Origin of the sequence: Glutamicibacter protophormiae, assembly GCF_014647495.1 — a bacterium.
GTDB classification, from domain to species: Bacteria; Actinomycetota; Actinomycetes; order Actinomycetales; family Micrococcaceae; genus Glutamicibacter; species Glutamicibacter protophormiae.
Genome location: NZ_BMPH01000008.1, coordinates 98,708 through 115,669, shown reverse-complemented (window position 1 = coordinate 115,669; position 16,962 = coordinate 98,708). Strand labels below are relative to the sequence as shown.

At 66.0% G+C, this 16,962-nt stretch carries 15 protein-coding genes and 1 tRNA gene; 1 reads left to right on the top strand and 15 read right to left on the bottom strand.

Annotated features, from left to right (window positions below):
- Positions 1-111: 111 nt before the first annotated feature.
- The 15 genes from IEY43_RS10870 to argS all read right to left on the bottom strand — a co-directional run bounded on the left by IEY43_RS10870 (position 112) and on the right by argS (position 16,688).
- A complete protein-coding gene (locus IEY43_RS10870; protein ID WP_188948617.1) occupies positions 112-924 on the bottom strand; it encodes a F0F1 ATP synthase subunit delta in 813 nt (270 codons plus the stop codon).
- Positions 924-1,478, bottom strand: coding sequence for a F0F1 ATP synthase subunit B (locus IEY43_RS10865; protein ID WP_188948616.1), 555 nt, complete (start codon positions 1,476-1,478; stop codon positions 924-926). The genes IEY43_RS10870 and IEY43_RS10865 overlap by 1 nt, the downstream gene beginning before the upstream one ends.
- 80 nt (positions 1,479-1,558) lie before the next feature.
- A complete protein-coding gene (locus IEY43_RS10860; RefSeq protein ID WP_013348621.1) occupies positions 1,559-1,771 on the bottom strand; it encodes an ATP synthase subunit C-like protein in 213 nt (70 codons plus the stop codon).
- 107 nt (positions 1,772-1,878) lie between these two features.
- The gene (atpB, locus tag IEY43_RS10855; RefSeq protein ID WP_374189861.1) at positions 1,879-2,691 is read right to left on the bottom strand and encodes a F0F1 ATP synthase subunit A; all 813 of its coding nucleotides are present in this window, start codon (positions 2,689-2,691) and stop codon (positions 1,879-1,881) included.
- Positions 2,692-2,955: 264 nt separating this feature from the next.
- Positions 2,956-3,390 carry a hypothetical protein gene (locus tag IEY43_RS10850; RefSeq protein ID WP_188948615.1) on the bottom strand — a complete coding sequence of 145 codons (435 nt, stop codon included), beginning with the start codon at positions 3,388-3,390 and terminating at the stop codon, positions 2,956-2,958.
- Positions 3,391-3,559: 169 nt separating this feature from the next.
- Positions 3,560-4,678, bottom strand: a complete 1,119-nt coding sequence (locus tag IEY43_RS10845; protein WP_188948614.1) for an MraY family glycosyltransferase — start codon at positions 4,676-4,678, stop codon at positions 3,560-3,562.
- Positions 4,675-5,361, bottom strand: a complete 687-nt coding sequence (locus tag IEY43_RS10840; RefSeq protein ID WP_188948613.1) for an L-threonylcarbamoyladenylate synthase — start codon at positions 5,359-5,361, stop codon at positions 4,675-4,677. The genes IEY43_RS10845 and IEY43_RS10840 overlap by 4 nt, the downstream gene beginning before the upstream one ends.
- A gap of 37 nt (positions 5,362-5,398) precedes the next feature.
- Positions 5,399-6,274 carry a peptide chain release factor N(5)-glutamine methyltransferase gene (gene prmC, locus IEY43_RS10835; protein ID WP_188948612.1) on the bottom strand — a complete coding sequence of 292 codons (876 nt, stop codon included), beginning with the start codon at positions 6,272-6,274 and terminating at the stop codon, positions 5,399-5,401.
- A gap of 17 nt (positions 6,275-6,291) precedes the next feature.
- On the bottom strand, positions 6,292-7,365 hold the full coding sequence (prfA, locus tag IEY43_RS10830; RefSeq protein WP_188948611.1) for a peptide chain release factor 1: 1,074 nt from the start codon (positions 7,363-7,365) through the stop codon (positions 6,292-6,294).
- A 155-nt stretch (positions 7,366-7,520) separates the two neighbouring features.
- Positions 7,521-9,830 carry a transcription termination factor Rho gene (gene rho / locus IEY43_RS10825; RefSeq protein WP_188948610.1) on the bottom strand — a complete coding sequence of 770 codons (2,310 nt, stop codon included), beginning with the start codon at positions 9,828-9,830 and terminating at the stop codon, positions 7,521-7,523.
- 338 nt (positions 9,831-10,168) lie between these two features.
- Entirely contained in the window at positions 10,169-11,098 is a 930-nt protein-coding gene (thrB, locus tag IEY43_RS10820) for a homoserine kinase (RefSeq protein WP_188948609.1), read from the bottom strand.
- A 126-nt stretch (positions 11,099-11,224) separates the two neighbouring features.
- On the bottom strand, positions 11,225-12,325 hold the full coding sequence (gene thrC, locus IEY43_RS10815; RefSeq protein ID WP_188948608.1) for a threonine synthase: 1,101 nt from the start codon (positions 12,323-12,325) through the stop codon (positions 11,225-11,227).
- A 1-nt stretch (position 12,326) separates the two neighbouring features.
- Positions 12,327-13,616, bottom strand: a complete 1,290-nt coding sequence (locus IEY43_RS10810; protein ID WP_188948607.1) for a homoserine dehydrogenase — start codon at positions 13,614-13,616, stop codon at positions 12,327-12,329.
- The gene (gene lysA, locus IEY43_RS10805; RefSeq protein WP_188948606.1) at positions 13,617-15,038 is read right to left on the bottom strand and encodes a diaminopimelate decarboxylase; all 1,422 of its coding nucleotides are present in this window, start codon (positions 15,036-15,038) and stop codon (positions 13,617-13,619) included.
- A gap of 6 nt (positions 15,039-15,044) precedes the next feature.
- Positions 15,045-16,688: an arginine--tRNA ligase gene (gene argS, locus IEY43_RS10800; RefSeq protein ID WP_188948605.1), complete on the bottom strand. Its 1,644-nt coding sequence runs from the start codon at positions 16,686-16,688 to the stop codon at positions 15,045-15,047.
- A 152-nt stretch (positions 16,689-16,840) separates the two neighbouring features.
- Here argS and IEY43_RS10795 point away from each other — a divergent pair.
- Positions 16,841-16,916: transfer RNA gene (locus tag IEY43_RS10795), tRNA-Arg, on the top strand.
- Positions 16,917-16,962: the final 46 nt, after the last annotated feature.

The following is a 16,962-nucleotide window of genomic DNA, read 5'->3' as shown; positions in this document are numbered from 1 at the left end:
GCTCTCCTAAATTGTGATCCACCGTAAATCAGTGGTGAATCGATGTGAATGAAGTCTGTGTTGGTCCCGGCGAGCCAGAACTTAGCCAGGGGCTAGCCCCTGGACGAAGTTCTAGCTGGCCAGGGCGCGGCGCAATTCGGCCACACGAGATGCCACGGAAGCGTCGACAACCTCGTCGCCCACCTTGACTACCAGTCCGCCGATCAGCGACGGGTCGGTAGTGACATTGAGCTTCAGCTGGCGACCGTAAACCTTGTTCAAGCTGATCTCCAGACGCTGCAACTGGGCTTCGGAGAGCTGCACAGTGCTGGTCACCGAGGCGATCCAACGCTGCTGGCGCTTGGCCACGAGCTCGACGAAACGCTCAATCAGAGCACTAGGCTTCAGCCCGCGAGGGGCCGAAACTGCCTGGGAGATCAACACCTGCGCGGTCCGCGACGCGTTGGGCACGAGTTTGAGCGCCAGAGCGCTCTTTGCCTCGGCTGGGGCCTGCGCATCATCCAACGCACGCTGCAGTTCGTGGTTTGAACGAACTACCTCGATGAAGGAGAACAGATCCTGCTCCAGCTTGTCCAGCCCCGAAGCGCCGTCCTGCTGCTCGGCCACTGCGGTCAGCGCAGTGACAGCCAGCGTTTCGAGCGCATCGCTAATGTCGCGTTCCGAGCTCCAGCGGGTGGAAGCCAGCTGAGCGACGATGGACTCGGCGTCGGCCGAAACCTTTCCGCGCAGCAGCTGTGCCAGCAGGCCTGCCTTCTCGGCAGCTTCACGGGCCGGATCAGTCAATGCTCGGCGAAGACCGGCATTTGCATCCAGTACTTCCAGGACCGCGAACAGTTCCTTCGGCAGCTCCAAAGATGCCAGTGCCAGCTTGGGTTCCAGGAACTCCAAAGCCTTTGCCAATGACTCGCTCGATACACTTGCCATTAGTTCGATGCACCTGCGTTCTGCTGAGCTTCCAAATCGTTCAGGAACTGATCAACCACGCGCTGTGCACGGGCATCGTCCTTCAGAGCTTCGTCAACAATCTTGCTTGCAAGCTCGGTGGCCAAAGTGCCCACGTCGGTGCGAAGCGACGACAGAGCGGCGGTGCGCTCGGCCTGGATCTGACGCTGAGCCTGTTCGCTGATGCGAGTAGCCTCATCGGTTGCCTTGGTCTTCAGATCTTCGAGGATCTGAGCACCTTCGCTGCGAGCTTCCTCGCGGATGCGGTTAGCCTCGGTGCGGGCTTCCAGAAGCTGGGCCTTGTACTGTGCCAAGGTCTCCTCTGCTTCCTTCTGCGCTGCCTCGGCCTTCTCCAGGCCACCTTCGATCGCGGTGACGCGATCTTCGTAGGACTGCTCGAACTTCGGAGCAATCACCTTGATGACGATGAACAGAAGGACCGCGAAACCAACACCCGTGACGAGAATTTCCCACGGGTTTGGCAACAACGGGTTTGCCGATTCGCTCGCAGCGAGGATGAAGTCAGTGCTGTTCATTCTCACTATTCCTTATCTACTAGTTTCCGCTTGTGTGTATGCCTCGCGATAGTGGCGAGGCCACTACAGTTGCGAAAAGACTAGGCGCCGATGACGAAAGCGAAAACCAGGCCCAGGATGGCCAGTGCTTCTGCAAGGGCGAAGCCCAGCATTGCGATTGGCTGCAGGATGCGCTGTGCTTCTGGCTGACGAGCAACACCGTTGATGTAGGCAGCGAAGATCAGGCCAACGCCGATAGCCGAACCGATAGCAGCCAGGCCGTAGCCGATCATATTCAGGGAGCCGTGCAACATGTGATTATGTTCCTTTCAAGATACCGAGCTTCGTGCCGGTAGGTTGTGAGGTATTCCTTGAGTAGCCCAAGGAAGATCTGTTTGGTTGGAAGAAGTGGAGCTTAGGCCTAGTGGGCGTCGGCTTCGATCGCACCCTGGACGTAGATCGCGGTCAGCAGGGCGAAAACAAACGCCTGCAGCACCATGATCAGAAGTTCCAGGAAGTACATGGCAACCGATCCGGCGATGACCAGAACACCCAGGCCGTTCATGGCGAGGGAATCCTGAACCACGATCAGGTGACGTGCGCCGGCAGCTGCCAACATCACGATCATGTGACCGGCCAGCATCGTTGCCATCAAACGCAGCGAGTGCGTCAGCGGGCGAACGATGAAGTTAGAAATGATTTCCAACGGGATCATCAGAGGCATGATCCAGCCCGGAACACCGGACGGAACTACGGCGAGCTTGAAGTAGCGAATGCCGTGGTTCTTCAGGCCTACGGCAATCCAGGTGCCGTAGATGATGATTGCCATCGCGTATGCAGATCCAGCGTGTGAGAACGATGGAAGCTGCAAGAACGGAATTGCGCCGAAGAGGTTGTTCAGCAGTACGAAGAAGAAGGTCGCAAACAGCAGAGGAATCCAAGGACGGAAGTTCTTCTCGCCAATGATGTCGCGGCCGATGCCGTTACGCACGAAGGCGTAACCGGATTCAGCGAGGTACTGCATCTTACCTGGAACCAACTTCGGGTTCTTGATGGCTGCGGTGAAGAACCAAGTAATGAGCACGATCGACAGGACGATCATGAGCATCTGCTTGCCGAAACCAGTGCCGTACTCAGCCATCCATGGGAAAAGATCCGGGAGGTGGGTGTCGGACACTGTTGGCGGTACGAAACCGCCTTCTTCTGAGGCCATTGGGAGCGCAAACGCGAACAACGCGCTGTCCTCTCTGCAGTAACGGTCACGGGCAAAAGGTGGTGACTGGCGGTAACTGCCTTTCACCGTGTGAAGAAAAGATCAAACGGGTACTTCTCACAGCTGTCGCCATTAGCATCAACTCTGACAAGTGGCACCCCCGGGTTTCCCCGAGGATGAATCCGATTCGTCCGCACCCAATTAAGCGCACGGCCGAAAATGACCCGTTAGTAAGCTTATCAAACTCACAGCATCTCTCCGACATAAGAGTCAGAGGTCTAAGCCCTATTCCTCGTTATAGATGGCAAGGCGAGCCTTCATGAAGGCGCGGACCTCACCAACCTGCCAGGCAACGAGAGATATGGCTGCAGCAAGTACGAATCCCTGACGGTTAACCCAATCGGGCAACCCCAGGTTCAACAGAACGAAGGCGACGCCGAACACCTTGATGACGAACGTCGCCAGAAACGCGGGCATGGCCCACGAACGACGGATTCGCCCTGCAGCTTCAGCGATCAGAATGCCAATAGCAAAAAAGCCAATAACCACACCGGCGGCAAGTGCGCCGGATAACGCATACTCAAGATCGGCAACGAGCCAAGAAATCAGGAAAAAGGCTGCAGTTGCAATGATCGAGTACACCAATGACAGGCCAAGAATCGGCAACCAGATGGATTTCGGTGCAGACGAAGCACTGACGCGGGCAGAACCAGAAGCCAAGTCCGCATCCTTCCTTCGTCTAAATCGATGATCCATGTTGCACCTATCGATGCTGATGAAACTCAAATCTCCCTGCAAACAAAACTGTTCCGGGAGAACATCCACATTGAATTCTACACGAGATAGAAAGAGATTGTTGTCAGGCGGAGCGTCATCTTGGGCGGATTGGCTACTTGGCCAGCTTCTTGCGCAGTGCGCGGAAGCGGTCTTCGACCAGCGGTTTCCATGTGGCAAGACCCACACCGAGAAACAGCAAGATGACGATCGGAATCATCAATACGACAGGAATGAACGCGATCGAAACCACGGATACGGCGATGAAGCCGGCCCACAGGTACAGCAGGATCACCGCGCGGCGCACCGAATGGCCCTGCGCGAGCATCTTGTGGTGGATGTGCTTGGCGTCCGGTGAAAAGGGTGAGCGTTTGTTGGCCAGCCGGCGCAGCACCGAGAGCACAAGGTCCAGTACTGGTAGGAAGACGATCACCATCGGCAGCAGCATCGGCATGTAGGCCGGGATGTTGCGGAAGCGCTGCGCTTCGAGTCCTTGCACGTCACCGGTGACGGCGATGGTGGCCACCGAGAGGATCATGCCGATCGCCAGTACGCCGCTCTCCCCCATGAAGATGTTCGCGGGGTTAAAGTTGTGCGGCAGGAAGCCCAGGCAGGCGCCCAGCAGCAGGGAGCACAAAAGCGCACCCATGTTGGCGTAGTCGTCGGCGCTGACATGGGTGGCCAGCACGTAGGAGTAGACGAAGAAGGTGGCCGCCCCGATGGCGGCCAGCCCCGCGGCCAGCCCGTCGAGCCCGTCGGAGAAGTTGATCGCGTTCATCGTGAGCACGATCAGGAAGATGGTGATGGCGATCTGCATCCAGCTGTGCTCGATCTGCCAAGAACCCACCGGCAGGGACTGGATCACGATCCCGTGCCCGGCGATGATCCCGCCCACCAGGACTTGGCCCAGGGCCTTGACCCACCAGCGCAGGTCGAACATGTCGTCGGCCAGCCCCAGGAGCAGGATCACCAGCAGCGCCAGCACGATCCCGGTGATCGGTTCGGTGTTCCCGAAGACCCCGCGGAAGAAGCTGAGCTGGCTGGCCAGCCCGAGCCCGAGCGCGAAAGCGGCGATGATCGCCACGCCGCCGAACTTCACGATCGGCTTTTCGTGCTGGTCGCGGGCGCGGACCTTTTGGTTGCCGGTGAACCGCTCGCCCACGGAGCGGACGATCGGGGTAAGCAGGAAGGAGACCGCGAAACTGAACGCGATCAGCAGGACGTAGCTTCTCATGCGCCCTGGCCGGAGTCGTCCTGTCCCAAATCGAGAATGGCGGGAACGACCACGCGCAGCTCCTCGATGGAGATCGCGCCGGCGCGGACCACCTTCAGCCGGGTGCCGGTGCAGTCCACGATGGTCGAGGGCAGGGTCTCGGCGTCGTCCTGCGCGGCGCGCGAGCCGCCGTCAAGGTACACATCCACCGATTCGCCCAGCTGGGCGACGGCTTCGTCGGCTGAGGTGGCGGCCGGGTTGCCGGTGCGGTTGGCGGAGGAGACCGCCAGCGGGCCGGTGGCGGCCAGCAGCTCCAAGGCAGTCTGGTCGTTCGGGACGCGCAGCGCCACCGTGCCGCGGGTCTCCCCCAGGTCCCAGGTCAGCGACGGCTGCGCCTGCAGGATCAGGGTCAGCCCCCCGGGCCAGAAGGCCTCGGCGAGCTTGCGGGCTTCGTCCGGGATGTCGCGGGCCAGCCCGTCCATCGTGGCGGACTGCGCGATCAGCACCGGCGGCGGCATGGTCCGGCTGCGGCCCTTGGCCGCCAGCAGCATCGCCACGCCCTGCGCGCTGAACGCGTCGGCTCCGATCCCGTAGACCGTGTCGGTGGGCAGGACGATGCAGCGCTGGGCCGACAGCGCGGCGCGCGCCGCCTCGATGCCTGCAGCGTGTTCCTGCTCGTTGCTGACCATAAATCGTGTGCTCACGGGATCATTCTTTCATGTGGTGTGGTGGGTGGGTAGTTCAGCGCGGCGCGCGGCCGCTGGTCGAGCGCGGTCGTCCGGACAGGTCCGGGTGCCCGGCCACGCTCGTGAATCCGGTCTCGCGCAGCAGCTGGGCTGCCGACTCCTGCTGCACCTCGGCGTGCTCCATCACGAACAGCCCCCCGGGGCGCAGCAGGCGCCGCGCCTCGGCGGCGACGGCACGCGGGATCTGCAGACCGTCCTCGCCCAGCCCGTACAGGGCCATCTGCGGGTCGTGGTCGCGCACCTCCGGTTCGCGGGGCACCGCGTTGGGCGGGATGTAGGGCGGGTTGGAGACGACCAGGTCCATGGTGCCGTGCAGCTCGGGCGGCAACGCGGAGGCGTCGCGGTGCAGCACCGTGACGCCCAGCGGCTCGCAGTTGGCTCTGGTGTAGCCGATGGCGTCGTCGGAGAGCTCCACGGCCCACACGGCGGCCTGCGGCGCCTCGCTGGCCAGCGCTGCGGCGATGGCCCCGGATCCGGAGCACAGATCCACGCAGCGCGGGGCGGCCAGGCCCTGCTCGGCGAGGAAGTCCAGGCCCAGCTGGACCACGGTCTCGGTTTCCGGGCGCGGCGAGAACACCCCGGGCCCGACCTTCAGGGTCAGGTAGCGGAAGTGGCCCTCGCCGGTCAGGTGCTGCAGCGGGATGCGTGCGGCGCGGCGTTCCAGCAGCGATGCATACAGCGCGTACTGCGGCTCGGAGAAGGACTCCCCGCGCAGTTCGCGCAGCTTCAGCTCCGAGCGCTCGACGCGCAGCACGTGGCAGGCCAACAGGTCGGCGTCGGCCGCGGGACTGGGCACGCCCGCGGCGGCGAGCTGCGCCAGCGCGGCGCGGCGCACGGCTGACAGCTCGCGGACGGGTAGCGGATTCTCCACGGGTGTACGGGCGCTGACTACTCGCCCAGCGCCGCCAGGCGCTCTTCCTCGTCCATCTGGATGCAGGATTCGATGACCGGCTGGAGGTCGCCGTCCATCACCGCGTCCAGGTTGTAGGCCTTGTACCCGGTGCGGTGGTCCGCGATGCGGTTTTCCGGGTAGTTGTACGTGCGGATGCGCTCGGAGCGGTCCATGGTGCGGATCTGGCTGGCGCGCACCGCGGAGTTCTCGGCGTCGATGATCTCCTGCTGGTGGGCCAGCAGGCGCGAACGCAGCACGCGCATGGCGGCTTCGCGGTTCTGGATCTGCGACTTCTCGTTCTGCATGGCCACCACGATGCCGGTGGGCAGGTGGGTGATGCGCACGGCGGAGTCGGTGGTGTTCACCGACTGCCCGCCGGGGCCCGAGGAGCGGTAGACGTCGATCTTCAGGTCGTTGGCGTGGATGTCCACTTCTTCGGGCTCGTCGACCTCGGGCAGCACCAGCACGCCGGCGGCCGAGGTGTGGATGCGGCCCTGCGATTCGGTGACCGGCACGCGCTGCACGCGGTGCACGCCGCCCTCGAACTTCAGGTGGGCGTAGACGCCCTCGGCCGGGTCGTTCGACTTGCCCTTGATCGCCACCTGGGCGTCCTTGTAGCCGCCGAGGTCCGACTCGTTGTAGGAGATCATCTCGACCTTCCAGCCCTTGTGCTCCGCGTAGCGGGTGTACATGCGCAGCAGGTCGGCAGCGAACAGGGCCGCCTCGTCGCCGCCTTCGCCGCCCTTGACCTCGAGGATCACGTCGCGCGCGTCGTTCTCATCGCGCGGGATCAGCAGGCGGCGCAGCTTCTCCTCCAGCTCGGGCAGCTGTTCGGTGAGGGTTTCGACCTCTTCGGCGAAGTCCGGGTCCTCGTCGGCCATTTCCTTGGCGGCTTCCAGGTCCTCGGTGGCGCTGTGCCACTTGTTGTAGGCCTCGACGATGCCGTTCAGCTGCGCGGAGCGGCGGCCCAGCTTGCGGGCCACGCCCTGGTCGGCGTAGACGGCCGGATCGGAGAGCTTCGCCTGAATCTCGGCGTGCTCCTCAAGTAGCGACTTGACGGATTCAAACATGGGGCTGCTCTTCCTTTTTTCTACGCATCTCTGGCCAGCGGCCGCGTGGGGCCGAGTTAAATTCTATGTCTTAAGCGTCGCGGTGGTTGACGCGCCGATGGCGTCCAGCCGGCCGGGCAGGTGCCGGCCGGCTGGACGCCATGGCTTTTTGGACGCTAGTGCTTGTCCGGTGTGGTCTTGTTCACCAGCATCAGGAACTCCGCGTTGGACTGGGTGTCGCGGATCTTGCCGGTGAGCACCTCCAGCGCCTGCTGCGGGTCGATGCCCGAAAGCATGCGGCGCAGGCGCCACATGATGCGCACCTCTTCAGCGCTCATCAGCTGCTCTTCGCGACGGGTCGAGGACGCGTTCACGTCGACCGCCGGGAAGATGCGCTTCTCGGCGAGCTGGCGGCTCAGGCGCAGCTCCATGTTGCCGGTGCCCTTGAACTCCTCGAAGATGACCTCGTCCATCTTGGACCCGGTCTCCACCAGCGCGGTGGCCAGGATGGTCAGCGAGCCGCCGTTCTCGATGTTGCGGGCGGCGCCGAAGAAGCGCTTTGGCGGGTACAGCGCGGCGGAGTCCACGCCGCCGGACAGGATGCGGCCCGAGGCCGGGGCGGCCAGGTTGTAGGCGCGGCCCAGGCGGGTCATCGAGTCCAGCAGCACCACGACGTCCATGCCCATCTCCACCAGGCGCTTGGCGCGCTCGATGGCCAGCTCGGCCACGGTGGTGTGGTCGTCGGCCGGGCGGTCGAAGGTCGAGGCGATGACCTCGCCCTTAACGGTGCGCTGCATGTCGGTGACTTCTTCGGGACGCTCGTCCACCAGCACCATCATCAGGTGCACCTCGGGGTTGTTGGTGGTGATGGCGTTCGCGATGGACTGCAGGATCAGCGTCTTGCCGGCCTTCGGAGGCGAGACGATCAGGCCGCGCTGGCCCTTGCCGATCGGGGCGACCAGGTCGATGACACGCGGGCCGACCAGCTTCGGGTCGGTCTCCAGGCGCAGGCGCTCGGTCGGGTACAGCGGCACCAGCTTGTTGAATTCAACACGCTCGCGGTTGTCCTCCGGCATCTTGCCGTTCACGGAAGTCAGCTGCACCAGGGCGTTGAACTTCTGGCGCGGGTTCGGGGTCTCGTTCTCGCGCGGTGCGCGGATGGCGCCGACGATGGCGTCGCCCTTGCGCAGGTTGTACTTCTTGACCTGGCCCAGGGTGACGTAGACGTCGTTCGGGCCGGGCAGGTAGCCGGCGGTGCGGACGAACGCGTAGTTCTCCAGCACGTCCAGGATGCCGGCGATCGGCAGCAGGACGTCGTCCTCGCTCAGCTGCGGCTCGTCGTCCTCGCGGCGGCCGCGGCGGTTGCGGTTGTTCCGGTCGTTGCGGTCCTGGTTGCGGTCGTTGCGATCGTTGCGATCACGGCGGTTGCCGCGCTCGTTGCGGTCGTTGTTGCGCTCGCGGCGGTTGGCGTTGCGCTCGTTGCGGTCGTTGTTGCGCTCGCGGCGATCCTCGGACTGCTCGGCCGAATCCTGCTCGGAGGACTCGGCACGGTCGTTGCCGCGCTCGTTGCGGTCGTTATTGCGGTCGCCGCGGTCGTTGTTGCGCTCGCGGCGGTTGGCATTGCGCTCGTTGCGGTCGTTGTTGCGCTCACGGCGCTCCTCGGACTGCTCGGTCGCATCCTGCTCGGAGGACTCGGCGCGGTCGCCCCGGTCGTTGTTGCGCTCGCGGCGGTTGCCGCGTTCACGGCGGTTGCCGCGCTCGCGGCGCTCTTCGCGCTGATCGCCGGACTTCTCCGCGTCGGCGGTCTCGGCGGCGTCGGCCTCGGCCGAAGCGGCCTTCGCCTCGCCTGCGGCAGCTTCGGCGTCCTGCGCCGGTGCTTCGCTGCCCTGCTCGGCCTTGGCGGCGCGGGTGTTGCGGCGCTGGCGTGGCGCGCGCTCCTTGGCCGATGCCTGGGCGGCATCCTCGGCCGGTGCTTCCACCGCGGCTTCGGCCTGGGCCGGCGCCTCGGCGGTCTCTGCCTTGGCTCCCTCATCCTTGGCGCCGATCTTGCCCGAATCGGTCACGCGGCGCGAGGTACGGCGGGTGCGGGCAGGCTTCTCGGCCTTCGGCTCTGCGGCTTCGGCGGCCGGTGCGGCCTCCTGGGCTGGGGCCTCGGCTGCCTGCGGCGTCTCGGCGGCGGCCTTCGGTGCACGACGGGTGCGTGCTGCCTTGGCTGGCGCTTCCTTGGCGGATGGCGCCTGGGCAGCATCGTTCTTCGGCTCGGCGGCCTTGGCTGCTTCAGCGTCCTTCGCGGCGATAGAGCCGCCGCGCTGGTGGGAGCTGATGGCGGCAACCAGGTCGGCCTTGCGCATGCGAGATCCGCCGGTGATGCCGAGCTGCGAAGCCAGTTGCTGCAGCTGGGTCATCTTCAAAGAGGCCAGGCCCGAGCTCTTGTTCTCGGAAGTCTTGGTGTCCACGCCTTCATTCAGGCTCGTGGTTTCGGTCACGAAAGTTCCTTCTGACTAGTAGGATGGGCTGCTTGCGGCAGTCCCACTGTGCCGTAAATATGAGGTGTTGCCGCCCAGAATGGGAGGCTGTTCCAACGAAAACCCGTCCCGCCTTCAGGTCTGACCGGTGATGGCGGTACACGGGGTTTGAAAAGCTGATATCTCGACGACACGACTGTGCATGGATGTGGGATATCAAGGGTGCTGCGAGCTGCAGGAAAAATCCGGAACGGCTGGACGGCTGCGACAGGCACTGTGCACCGATCGCTTCCGCTTCAGCACTCGCCATAAGGTTCATCATCGGGCTGGCGCCCGCATGATCCGGTCTGCCTTGAGTGCTACAGCACTTCTACTGTAACACCGTTGGCGGCCAGCCGCGGAAACTCAGCACGCCAGGACACCGCAGATTGTGCGGAGAACTGCTCGATGAGCTTACGCGCCTGCTGCTCCTGCTGCTCCCCGGCCACCAGCGCGAGCACCGTCGGCCCCGCCCCGGAGACCACCGCGGCCAGCTGGTTCTCGCGCAGCAGCGCGATCAGCGCGCTGCTTTCCGGCATGGAAGCCGCGCGGTAGGACTGGTGCAGGTAGTCGACGGTGCCGGCGAGCAGATAGGCCGGGTCATTGCTCAGCGCGTGGATCAGCAGCGCGCCGGAGGCGGTGTTCGCCGCGGCTTCGGCGTGGTCGATCTGCGCCGGCAGCACCCCGCGGGCCACCTCGGTGGACAGGCCGTTGGACGGGATGGCCAGCACCGCGCGGACCTGTGCGTGCACCGGAACCAGCGCGCAGCTGAAGGTCCCGTCGGCGTTGGTCGCGGAGATGCTCAATCCGCCGTACACCGCCGGAGCCACATTGTCCGGGTGACCTTCCCACGCGGCGGCGGCCTGGAAGACCGCGTCCAGTCCCCCGCGCTCGGCGGCCGGCAGCAGCGCATCGGCCGTCGCATAGGCGGCGACGATCGCGGCGGCGGAGGAACCCATGCCGCGGGCGTGCGGGATGTTGTTGGTTGCCTGCAGCTCGATGCCGGCCGGAGCGAAGCCGCGCTGTTCCCAGTAGCGGTGCATCTCGCGGATGATCAAGTGGGATTCGTCACGCGGCAGGCTTTCGGCCCCGTCGCCGCTGATCTCCACCGTGCTGCGCTGCGCGGTGCGGATCTCCAGCCGGTCGCGGAATTCCAGCGCGAGGCCCAGCGAGTCGAACCCTGGTCCGAGGTTCGCGGTGGTGGCGGGAGGGGCGACGATCAGGTGCTGGCCCAGGGCGATCTGCTGCATGGGTTCCTTCGAGGTGTTGAGCTTGCGGTGGTTGGCGGGCGGCCGGAGCCGGAACGTGCAGCGGCCCGCCGCGGCCGCACCGGGTGCCGGTGCGGCTGCGACGGGCCGGCAGGCAGCGGGCGGCGTCTAGGACAGGCCCAGTGCGGTGGCGACTTCCACGACGTCGAAGCCGACCTTGGTCGGGGCGACGGCCGAGCCGTCGGCCTGCTTCAGGGCCCAGTCCGGGTCCTTCAGGCCGTGGCCGGTCACGGTAATCACGATCTTCTTGCCGGCTGGCACGTTGCCGACGGCGTGGTGCTTGATCAGACCCGCGACGCCGGCCGCGGAGCCCGGCTCCACGAAGACGCCCTCGCGGGAGGAGAGCCAGCGGTGCGCGGCGAGGATTTCCTCATCGGTCACCGAGTCGATGATGCCGCCGGACTCGTCGCGCGCTTCCTCGGCCTGGGCCCAGGAGGCGGGGTTGCCGATGCGGATGGCGGTGGCGACGGTGTCCGGCTCGGTCACCGGGTGGCCCAGCACGATCGGCGCGGCGCCGGCGGCCTGGAAGCCCCACATGATCGGGGTCTTGGTGGACACCGGTGCGAGCACGGCGCCGGCCTGGTTGGTGAACTCGGAGGCGTACTCCTTGTAGCCCTTCCAGTAGGCGGTGATGTTGCCCGCGTTGCCCACCGGCAGCACATGGTAGTCCGGGGCGTCGCCCAGGAAGTCGACGACCTCGAACGCGCCGGTCTTCTGGCCCTGGATGCGAGCCGGGTTCACCGAGTTGACCAGGAACACCGGGTAGTTCTCGGACAGCTTGCGGGCGACCTCCAGGCAGTTGTCGAAGTTGCCGTCGATCTGGATGATGTCCGCGCCGTGCGCGATCGCCTGGGACAGCTTGCCCATGGAGATCTTGCCGTCCGGCACAAGCACCGCGCATTTCAGCCCGGCCTGGGTGGCGTAGGCCGCGGCGGAGGCGGAGGTGTTGCCGGTGGAGGCGCACACCACGGCCTTGGCGCCGGCGGCGACCGCGGCGGTCATCGCCATGGTCATGCCGCGGTCCTTGAAGGACCCGGTCGGGTTCATGCCCTCGACCTTCAGGTACACCTCGCTGCCGGTCAGCTCCGAGAGCGCCGGGGCGAAGACGAGCGGGGTGCCGCCCTCTCCGAGCGTGATGATCTTGGTGTTCTCGTCTACTGGCAGACGGTCGGCATATTCGCGGATGACTCCGCGCCACTGGTGGGCCACGTTAGTTTCCTTCAACTCGCATAACGGATGTAACAGAGTGCACCGAGTCCAGCGCCGCGACGGCGTCGACGGTGGTGCGCAGGGCCGCTTCGGTGCCCCGGTGGGTCAGGATGCGCAGCGCGGAGCCCTCGCCGTCGGCATCGCTGTGCTGGCTCATGGATTCGATCGAGACGCCGTGCTCGCCGAAGACCGCGGCGATGCTCGCCAGCACGCCGGGCTGGTCCTTGACCGACAGGCCGATCCAGTAGCTGGTGGTGATCGCATCGAAGTCCAGCAGGTTCACCGGCTGGTCCGCCGAGCCGCAGGGCAGCGGGGCCCCGGCGGCCAGCTGGCGGGCCACGGCGATGACGTCGCCCATGACGGCCGAAGCGGTCGGGTTGCCGCCCGCGCCGGCACCGTAGAACATCAGGTCCCCGGCGTTTTCTGCCTCGACGAACACGGCGTTGAACGCGCCGCGCACGCTGGCCAGCGGGTGGCTGCGCTTGATCAGCGACGGGTAGACGCGCACCGAGACGCCGGCTTCTGCGTTCTGGGCGATCGCCAGCAGCTTGATGACGTAGCCGGCCTCGGCGGCGGCGGCCACGTCGGCGGCGGTCACCTGCGTGATGCCCTCGGTGTGCACCTGGTCCGAGGTGACGGTGGTGTGGAACGCCAGCGAGGCGAGGATCGCGGCCTTCGCGGCGGCGTCGTGCCCGCCCACGTCGGCGGTCGGATCGGCCTCCGCGTAGCCCAGCGCCTGGGCCTCGGCGAGCACGTCGTCGAAGGCCGCGCCGGTGGAGTCCATGGCGTCGAGGATGAAGTTCGTGGTGCCGTTGACGATGCCCATCACCTTGGTGATGTGGTCTCCGGCCAGCGAATCGGCGATCGGGCGCAGGATCGGGATGGCCCCGGCCACCGCGGCCTCGTAGCGCAGCTGGGCGCCATTCCCGGCGGCCAGCGCGTTCAGCTGCGCGCCCTGGGCGGCGATCAGCGCCTTGTTGCCGGTGATCACGCTGGCCCCGCGCTTCAGCGCCCGGGCGATGTAGTCCCCGGCCGGCTGCAGGCCGCCGAGCAGCTCGATGACCACGTCGGCCTGGTCGATCAGCGCATTCGCGTCGGTGGTGAACAGGTCCGCGGGCAGCTCCACGTCGCGCTTCGAGGCGGTGTTGCGCACGGCGATGCCGATCAGCTCCAGCTTCGCGCCGCTGCGGTCGGCCAGCGCCGCCGCGTCCTCGCGCAGGATCCGCGCGACCTGCGCGCCGACCGTGCCGCAGCCCAGCAGGGCGACCTTCAGGCTCTTTTCAGCGGTCAATTAAACTCCCATGTCGCGGGCCAACAAATCAGCTTCCGTTTCCCTGCGCACGATCAGACGGGCTTCGCCGTCGCGCACGGCTACCACCGCGGGGCGGGTGAGGTAGTTGTAGTTGCTCGACAGGGCCCAGCAGTAGGCGCCGGTCGCCGGAACGGCGAGCAGATCGCCGGCGGCAAGGTCTTCGGGCAGGTAAACGTCCTTCACGACTATGTCACCTGACTCGCAGTGTTTCCCAACTACGCGAGAAATAATTGCGTCGCTTTGCGTCATACGGCCAGCCAGCACCGCGGTGTACTGCGCGTCGTAGAGCACCGGGCGCGGGTTGTCGCTCATGCCGCCGTCCACCGAAACGTAGCGGCGCGGATGCAGGGTGCCGGCGGCGTCCTCGACCTGGACGTCCTTGCGCACCCCTGCCTCGTAGAGGGTGAAGGTCGAGGGTCCGGCGATGGCGCGGCCCGGCTCGATAGAGATGCGCGGGCAGTCCAGCTGAAGCTCGGCGCAGGTGGCGGAAACGACCTGCGCCATCTGCGCGGCCAGCTTCACCGGGGTGGAGGGGTGGTCCTCACTGGTGTAGGCGATGCCGTAGCCGCCGCCGAGGTCCAGTTCGCCCAGCTGCACGCCGTGGATCTGGCGGATCTGCGCCAGGATGCCGAGCATGGTGCGCGCGGCCATGGCGAAGCCCTCGGCCTCGAAGATCTGCGAGCCGATGTGCGCGTGCAGGCCCAGCAGGTTCACGTGCTCCGCGTCCAGGGCGCGGGCCACGGCGGCCAGCGCCGGGGAGGTGCCAGAATCGTTGGCCAGGATGGACAGGCCGAACTTCTGGTCCTCGTGGGCGGTGGCGATGGCCTCGTGGGTGGAGGCGTGCACACCCGGGGTGATGCGCAGCATCACGTTGGCCTGCCGGCCCAGCGCGTCGGCGATGCGGGTCACGCGCTGAAGCTCGTCCAGCGAGTCCACCACGATGCGGCCCACGCCGGTCTCGATGGCGCGGGTGATCTCCGCTGCGGACTTGTTGTTGCCGTGCAGCGAGAGGTTCTCCCCCGGCACCCCGGCCGCGGCGGCCACGGCCAGCTCGCCGCCGGAGCAGGTGTCCAGGCGCAGCCCCTCGGCGGTCACCCATCGGGCGACCTCGGTGCACAAGAACGCCTTGCCGGCGTAGTACACATCCACCCCGCCGCACAGGTCCTTGAAGGCGGCGTCGAACGCTGCCTTGAAGCCGGCGGCGCGGGCGCGGAAGTCGTTCTCGTCGAGCACGAACAGCGGGGTGCCGAATTCTTCGGCCAGCCGGGAGACGGGGATGCCCTGCACGGCCAGCTGGCCGTCGGCGCCGCGGGCCACGCCTGTGGCCCATTCGATCTCGCGCAGCGCGTTAACGTCGTTCGGGAAATTCAGCCAAGCAGGAGCCAGCGGCGATGCTGCCATAGGGTATTACATCCTCTCCGGGGCGGATACGCCCAGCAGTTCCAGGCCGTTGGCCAGGACGGTGGTGGTTGCGTCGTTGAGCCACAGGCGCGCGGAGTGCACCGGCAGCACGTTCGTGTCCTCGCCGATCGGGGTGATGCGGGTGGCGGCGTACCACGAGTGGTAGGCGCCGGCGACCTGCTCCAGGTAGCGGGCGATGCGGTGCGGTTCGCGGAACTCCGCGGCGCCGGCGACCACCGAGGGGAACTGGCCGAGCACGGCCAGCAGCTCGTTTTCGGTCGGGTCGGTCAGCTCGCCGGCGTCGAAGGACTCGCGGGTGACGTTTTTCTCCGCGGCGTTGCGGGCCGCGGCAGCGGAGCGCGCGTGGGCGTACTGCACGTAGAACACCGGGTTGTCGTTGGTGTTCTTCTTCAACTGCTCCGGGTCCAGCGCGATCGGCGAATCGGCAGGGAAGCGGCCCAGCGAGTAGCGCAGCGCGTCGGCGCCCAGCCAGTCGATCAGGTCGCGCAGCTCGATGATGTTGCCCGCGCGCTTGGACAGCTTCGCCCCGTTCACGCTGATCAGCTGGCCGATCAGCACCTCGATGTTCTTTTCCTTGTCGTCGCCGGCGCAAGCGGCGATGGCCTTCAGGCGATTGACGTAGCCGTGGTGGTCGGCGCCGAGCAGGTAGATCTTCTCGGTGAAGCCGCGGTCCTTCTTGGACAGGTAGTAGGCGGCGTCGGCGGCGAAGTAGGTTGGCTCGCCGTTCGCGCGGATCAGCACGCGGTCCTTGTCGTCGCCGAAGTCGGTGGTGCGCAGCCAGACGGCGCCCTCTTCGTCGAAGATATGGCCTTGCTCGCGCAGACGCGCCACGGCGTCTGCCACGGCCCCTCCCTCGTGCAGGGAGGTCTCCGAGAAGAACACGTCGAAGCTCACCCCGAAGTCCGCCAGGGTCTTCTTGATGTCGGCCATCTGCGCGACGTAGGCCAGCTCGCGGATCTGCGGCAGCGCGGTTTCCTCGTCCAGGCCCTTCAGCTGAGGGGCTTCGGCCTCGACGCTGTCGGCCAGTTCCTTGATGTACTCGCCCGGGTAGCCGCCTTCGGGCACCGGCAGGCCGTGCATGCGGTTGTAGACCGAACGGGCGAACACGTTCATCTGGTTGCCGGCGTCGTTGATGTAGTACTCGCTGGTGACGTCAGCGCCGGAGGCGCGCAGCACGCGGGCGATCGCGTCGCCCAACGCGGCCCAGCGGGTGTGGCCGATGTGCAGCGGGCCGGTCGGGTTCGCGGAGACGAACTCCATGTTGACCACGTGGCCGGCCAGGGAGTTGTTGGTGCCGTAGGCCTTGCCGGCCTCGACGATGGTGCGGGCCAGCTCGCCGGCGGCGGCGGCGTCAAGGGTGATGTTCAGGAAGCCGGGGCCTGCGATGTCCACGGCGCCGACTCCCGGTACCTCTGCCAGGCGGTTGGCCAGCAGCTGCGCGAAGTCGCGTGGGGCCATGCCGGCCTTCTTGCCCAGCTGGAGCGCGATGTTGGTCGCCCAGTCGCCGTGTTCACGGCTCTTGGGTCGCTCCACGCGCACGACGTCGGGGATGTCGACGGAGATTTCGCCGGCTGCTACGGCCTGGGTGAGGCATGCGGATATTGCTGCGGAGAGTTCTTCAGGAGTCACCCATCAAGACTACCGGTTTTTCGCGCGCGCCATGGGCATTCATGACGCTGCAGGCTGTGATCATGTAGGCATTCGGCGCGCCAGCGGCCGCTGGCGCGGATTCCACGTTTGGCGTTGCGACCTGATAGTATTTTTTCGTTGCCCAGCAACACGCCTCTGTAGCTCAGTGGATAGAGCGTCTGCCTCCGGAGCAGAAGGCCGAAGGTTCGATTCCTTTCAGGGGCACCACCTCACCGCAGGTCCTGGTTTACGCCGGGACCTGCGGTTTTTTGCA

Excerpts from the sequence above, each read along its gene's own strand:
- IEY43_RS10845 (WP_188948614.1), bottom strand. The coding sequence starts at position 4,678 with ATGAGAAGCTACGTCCTGCTGATCGCGTTCAGTTTCGCGGTCTCCTTC.
- IEY43_RS10865 (WP_188948616.1), bottom strand. The coding sequence starts at position 1,478 with ATGAACAGCACTGACTTCATCCTCGCTGCGAGCGAATCGGCAAACCCG.
- IEY43_RS10860 (WP_013348621.1), bottom strand. The coding sequence starts at position 1,771 with ATGTTGCACGGCTCCCTGAATATGATCGGCTACGGCCTGGCTGCTATC.
- thrB (WP_188948609.1), bottom strand. The coding sequence starts at position 11,098 with ATGCAGCAGATCGCCCTGGGCCAGCACCTGATCGTCGCCCCTCCCGCC.
- prfA (WP_188948611.1), bottom strand. The coding sequence starts at position 7,365 with ATGTTTGAATCCGTCAAGTCGCTACTTGAGGAGCACGCCGAGATTCAG.
- IEY43_RS10870 (WP_188948617.1), bottom strand. The coding sequence starts at position 924 with ATGGCAAGTGTATCGAGCGAGTCATTGGCAAAGGCTTTGGAGTTCCTG.
- lysA (WP_188948606.1), bottom strand. The coding sequence starts at position 15,038 with ATGGCAGCATCGCCGCTGGCTCCTGCTTGGCTGAATTTCCCGAACGAC.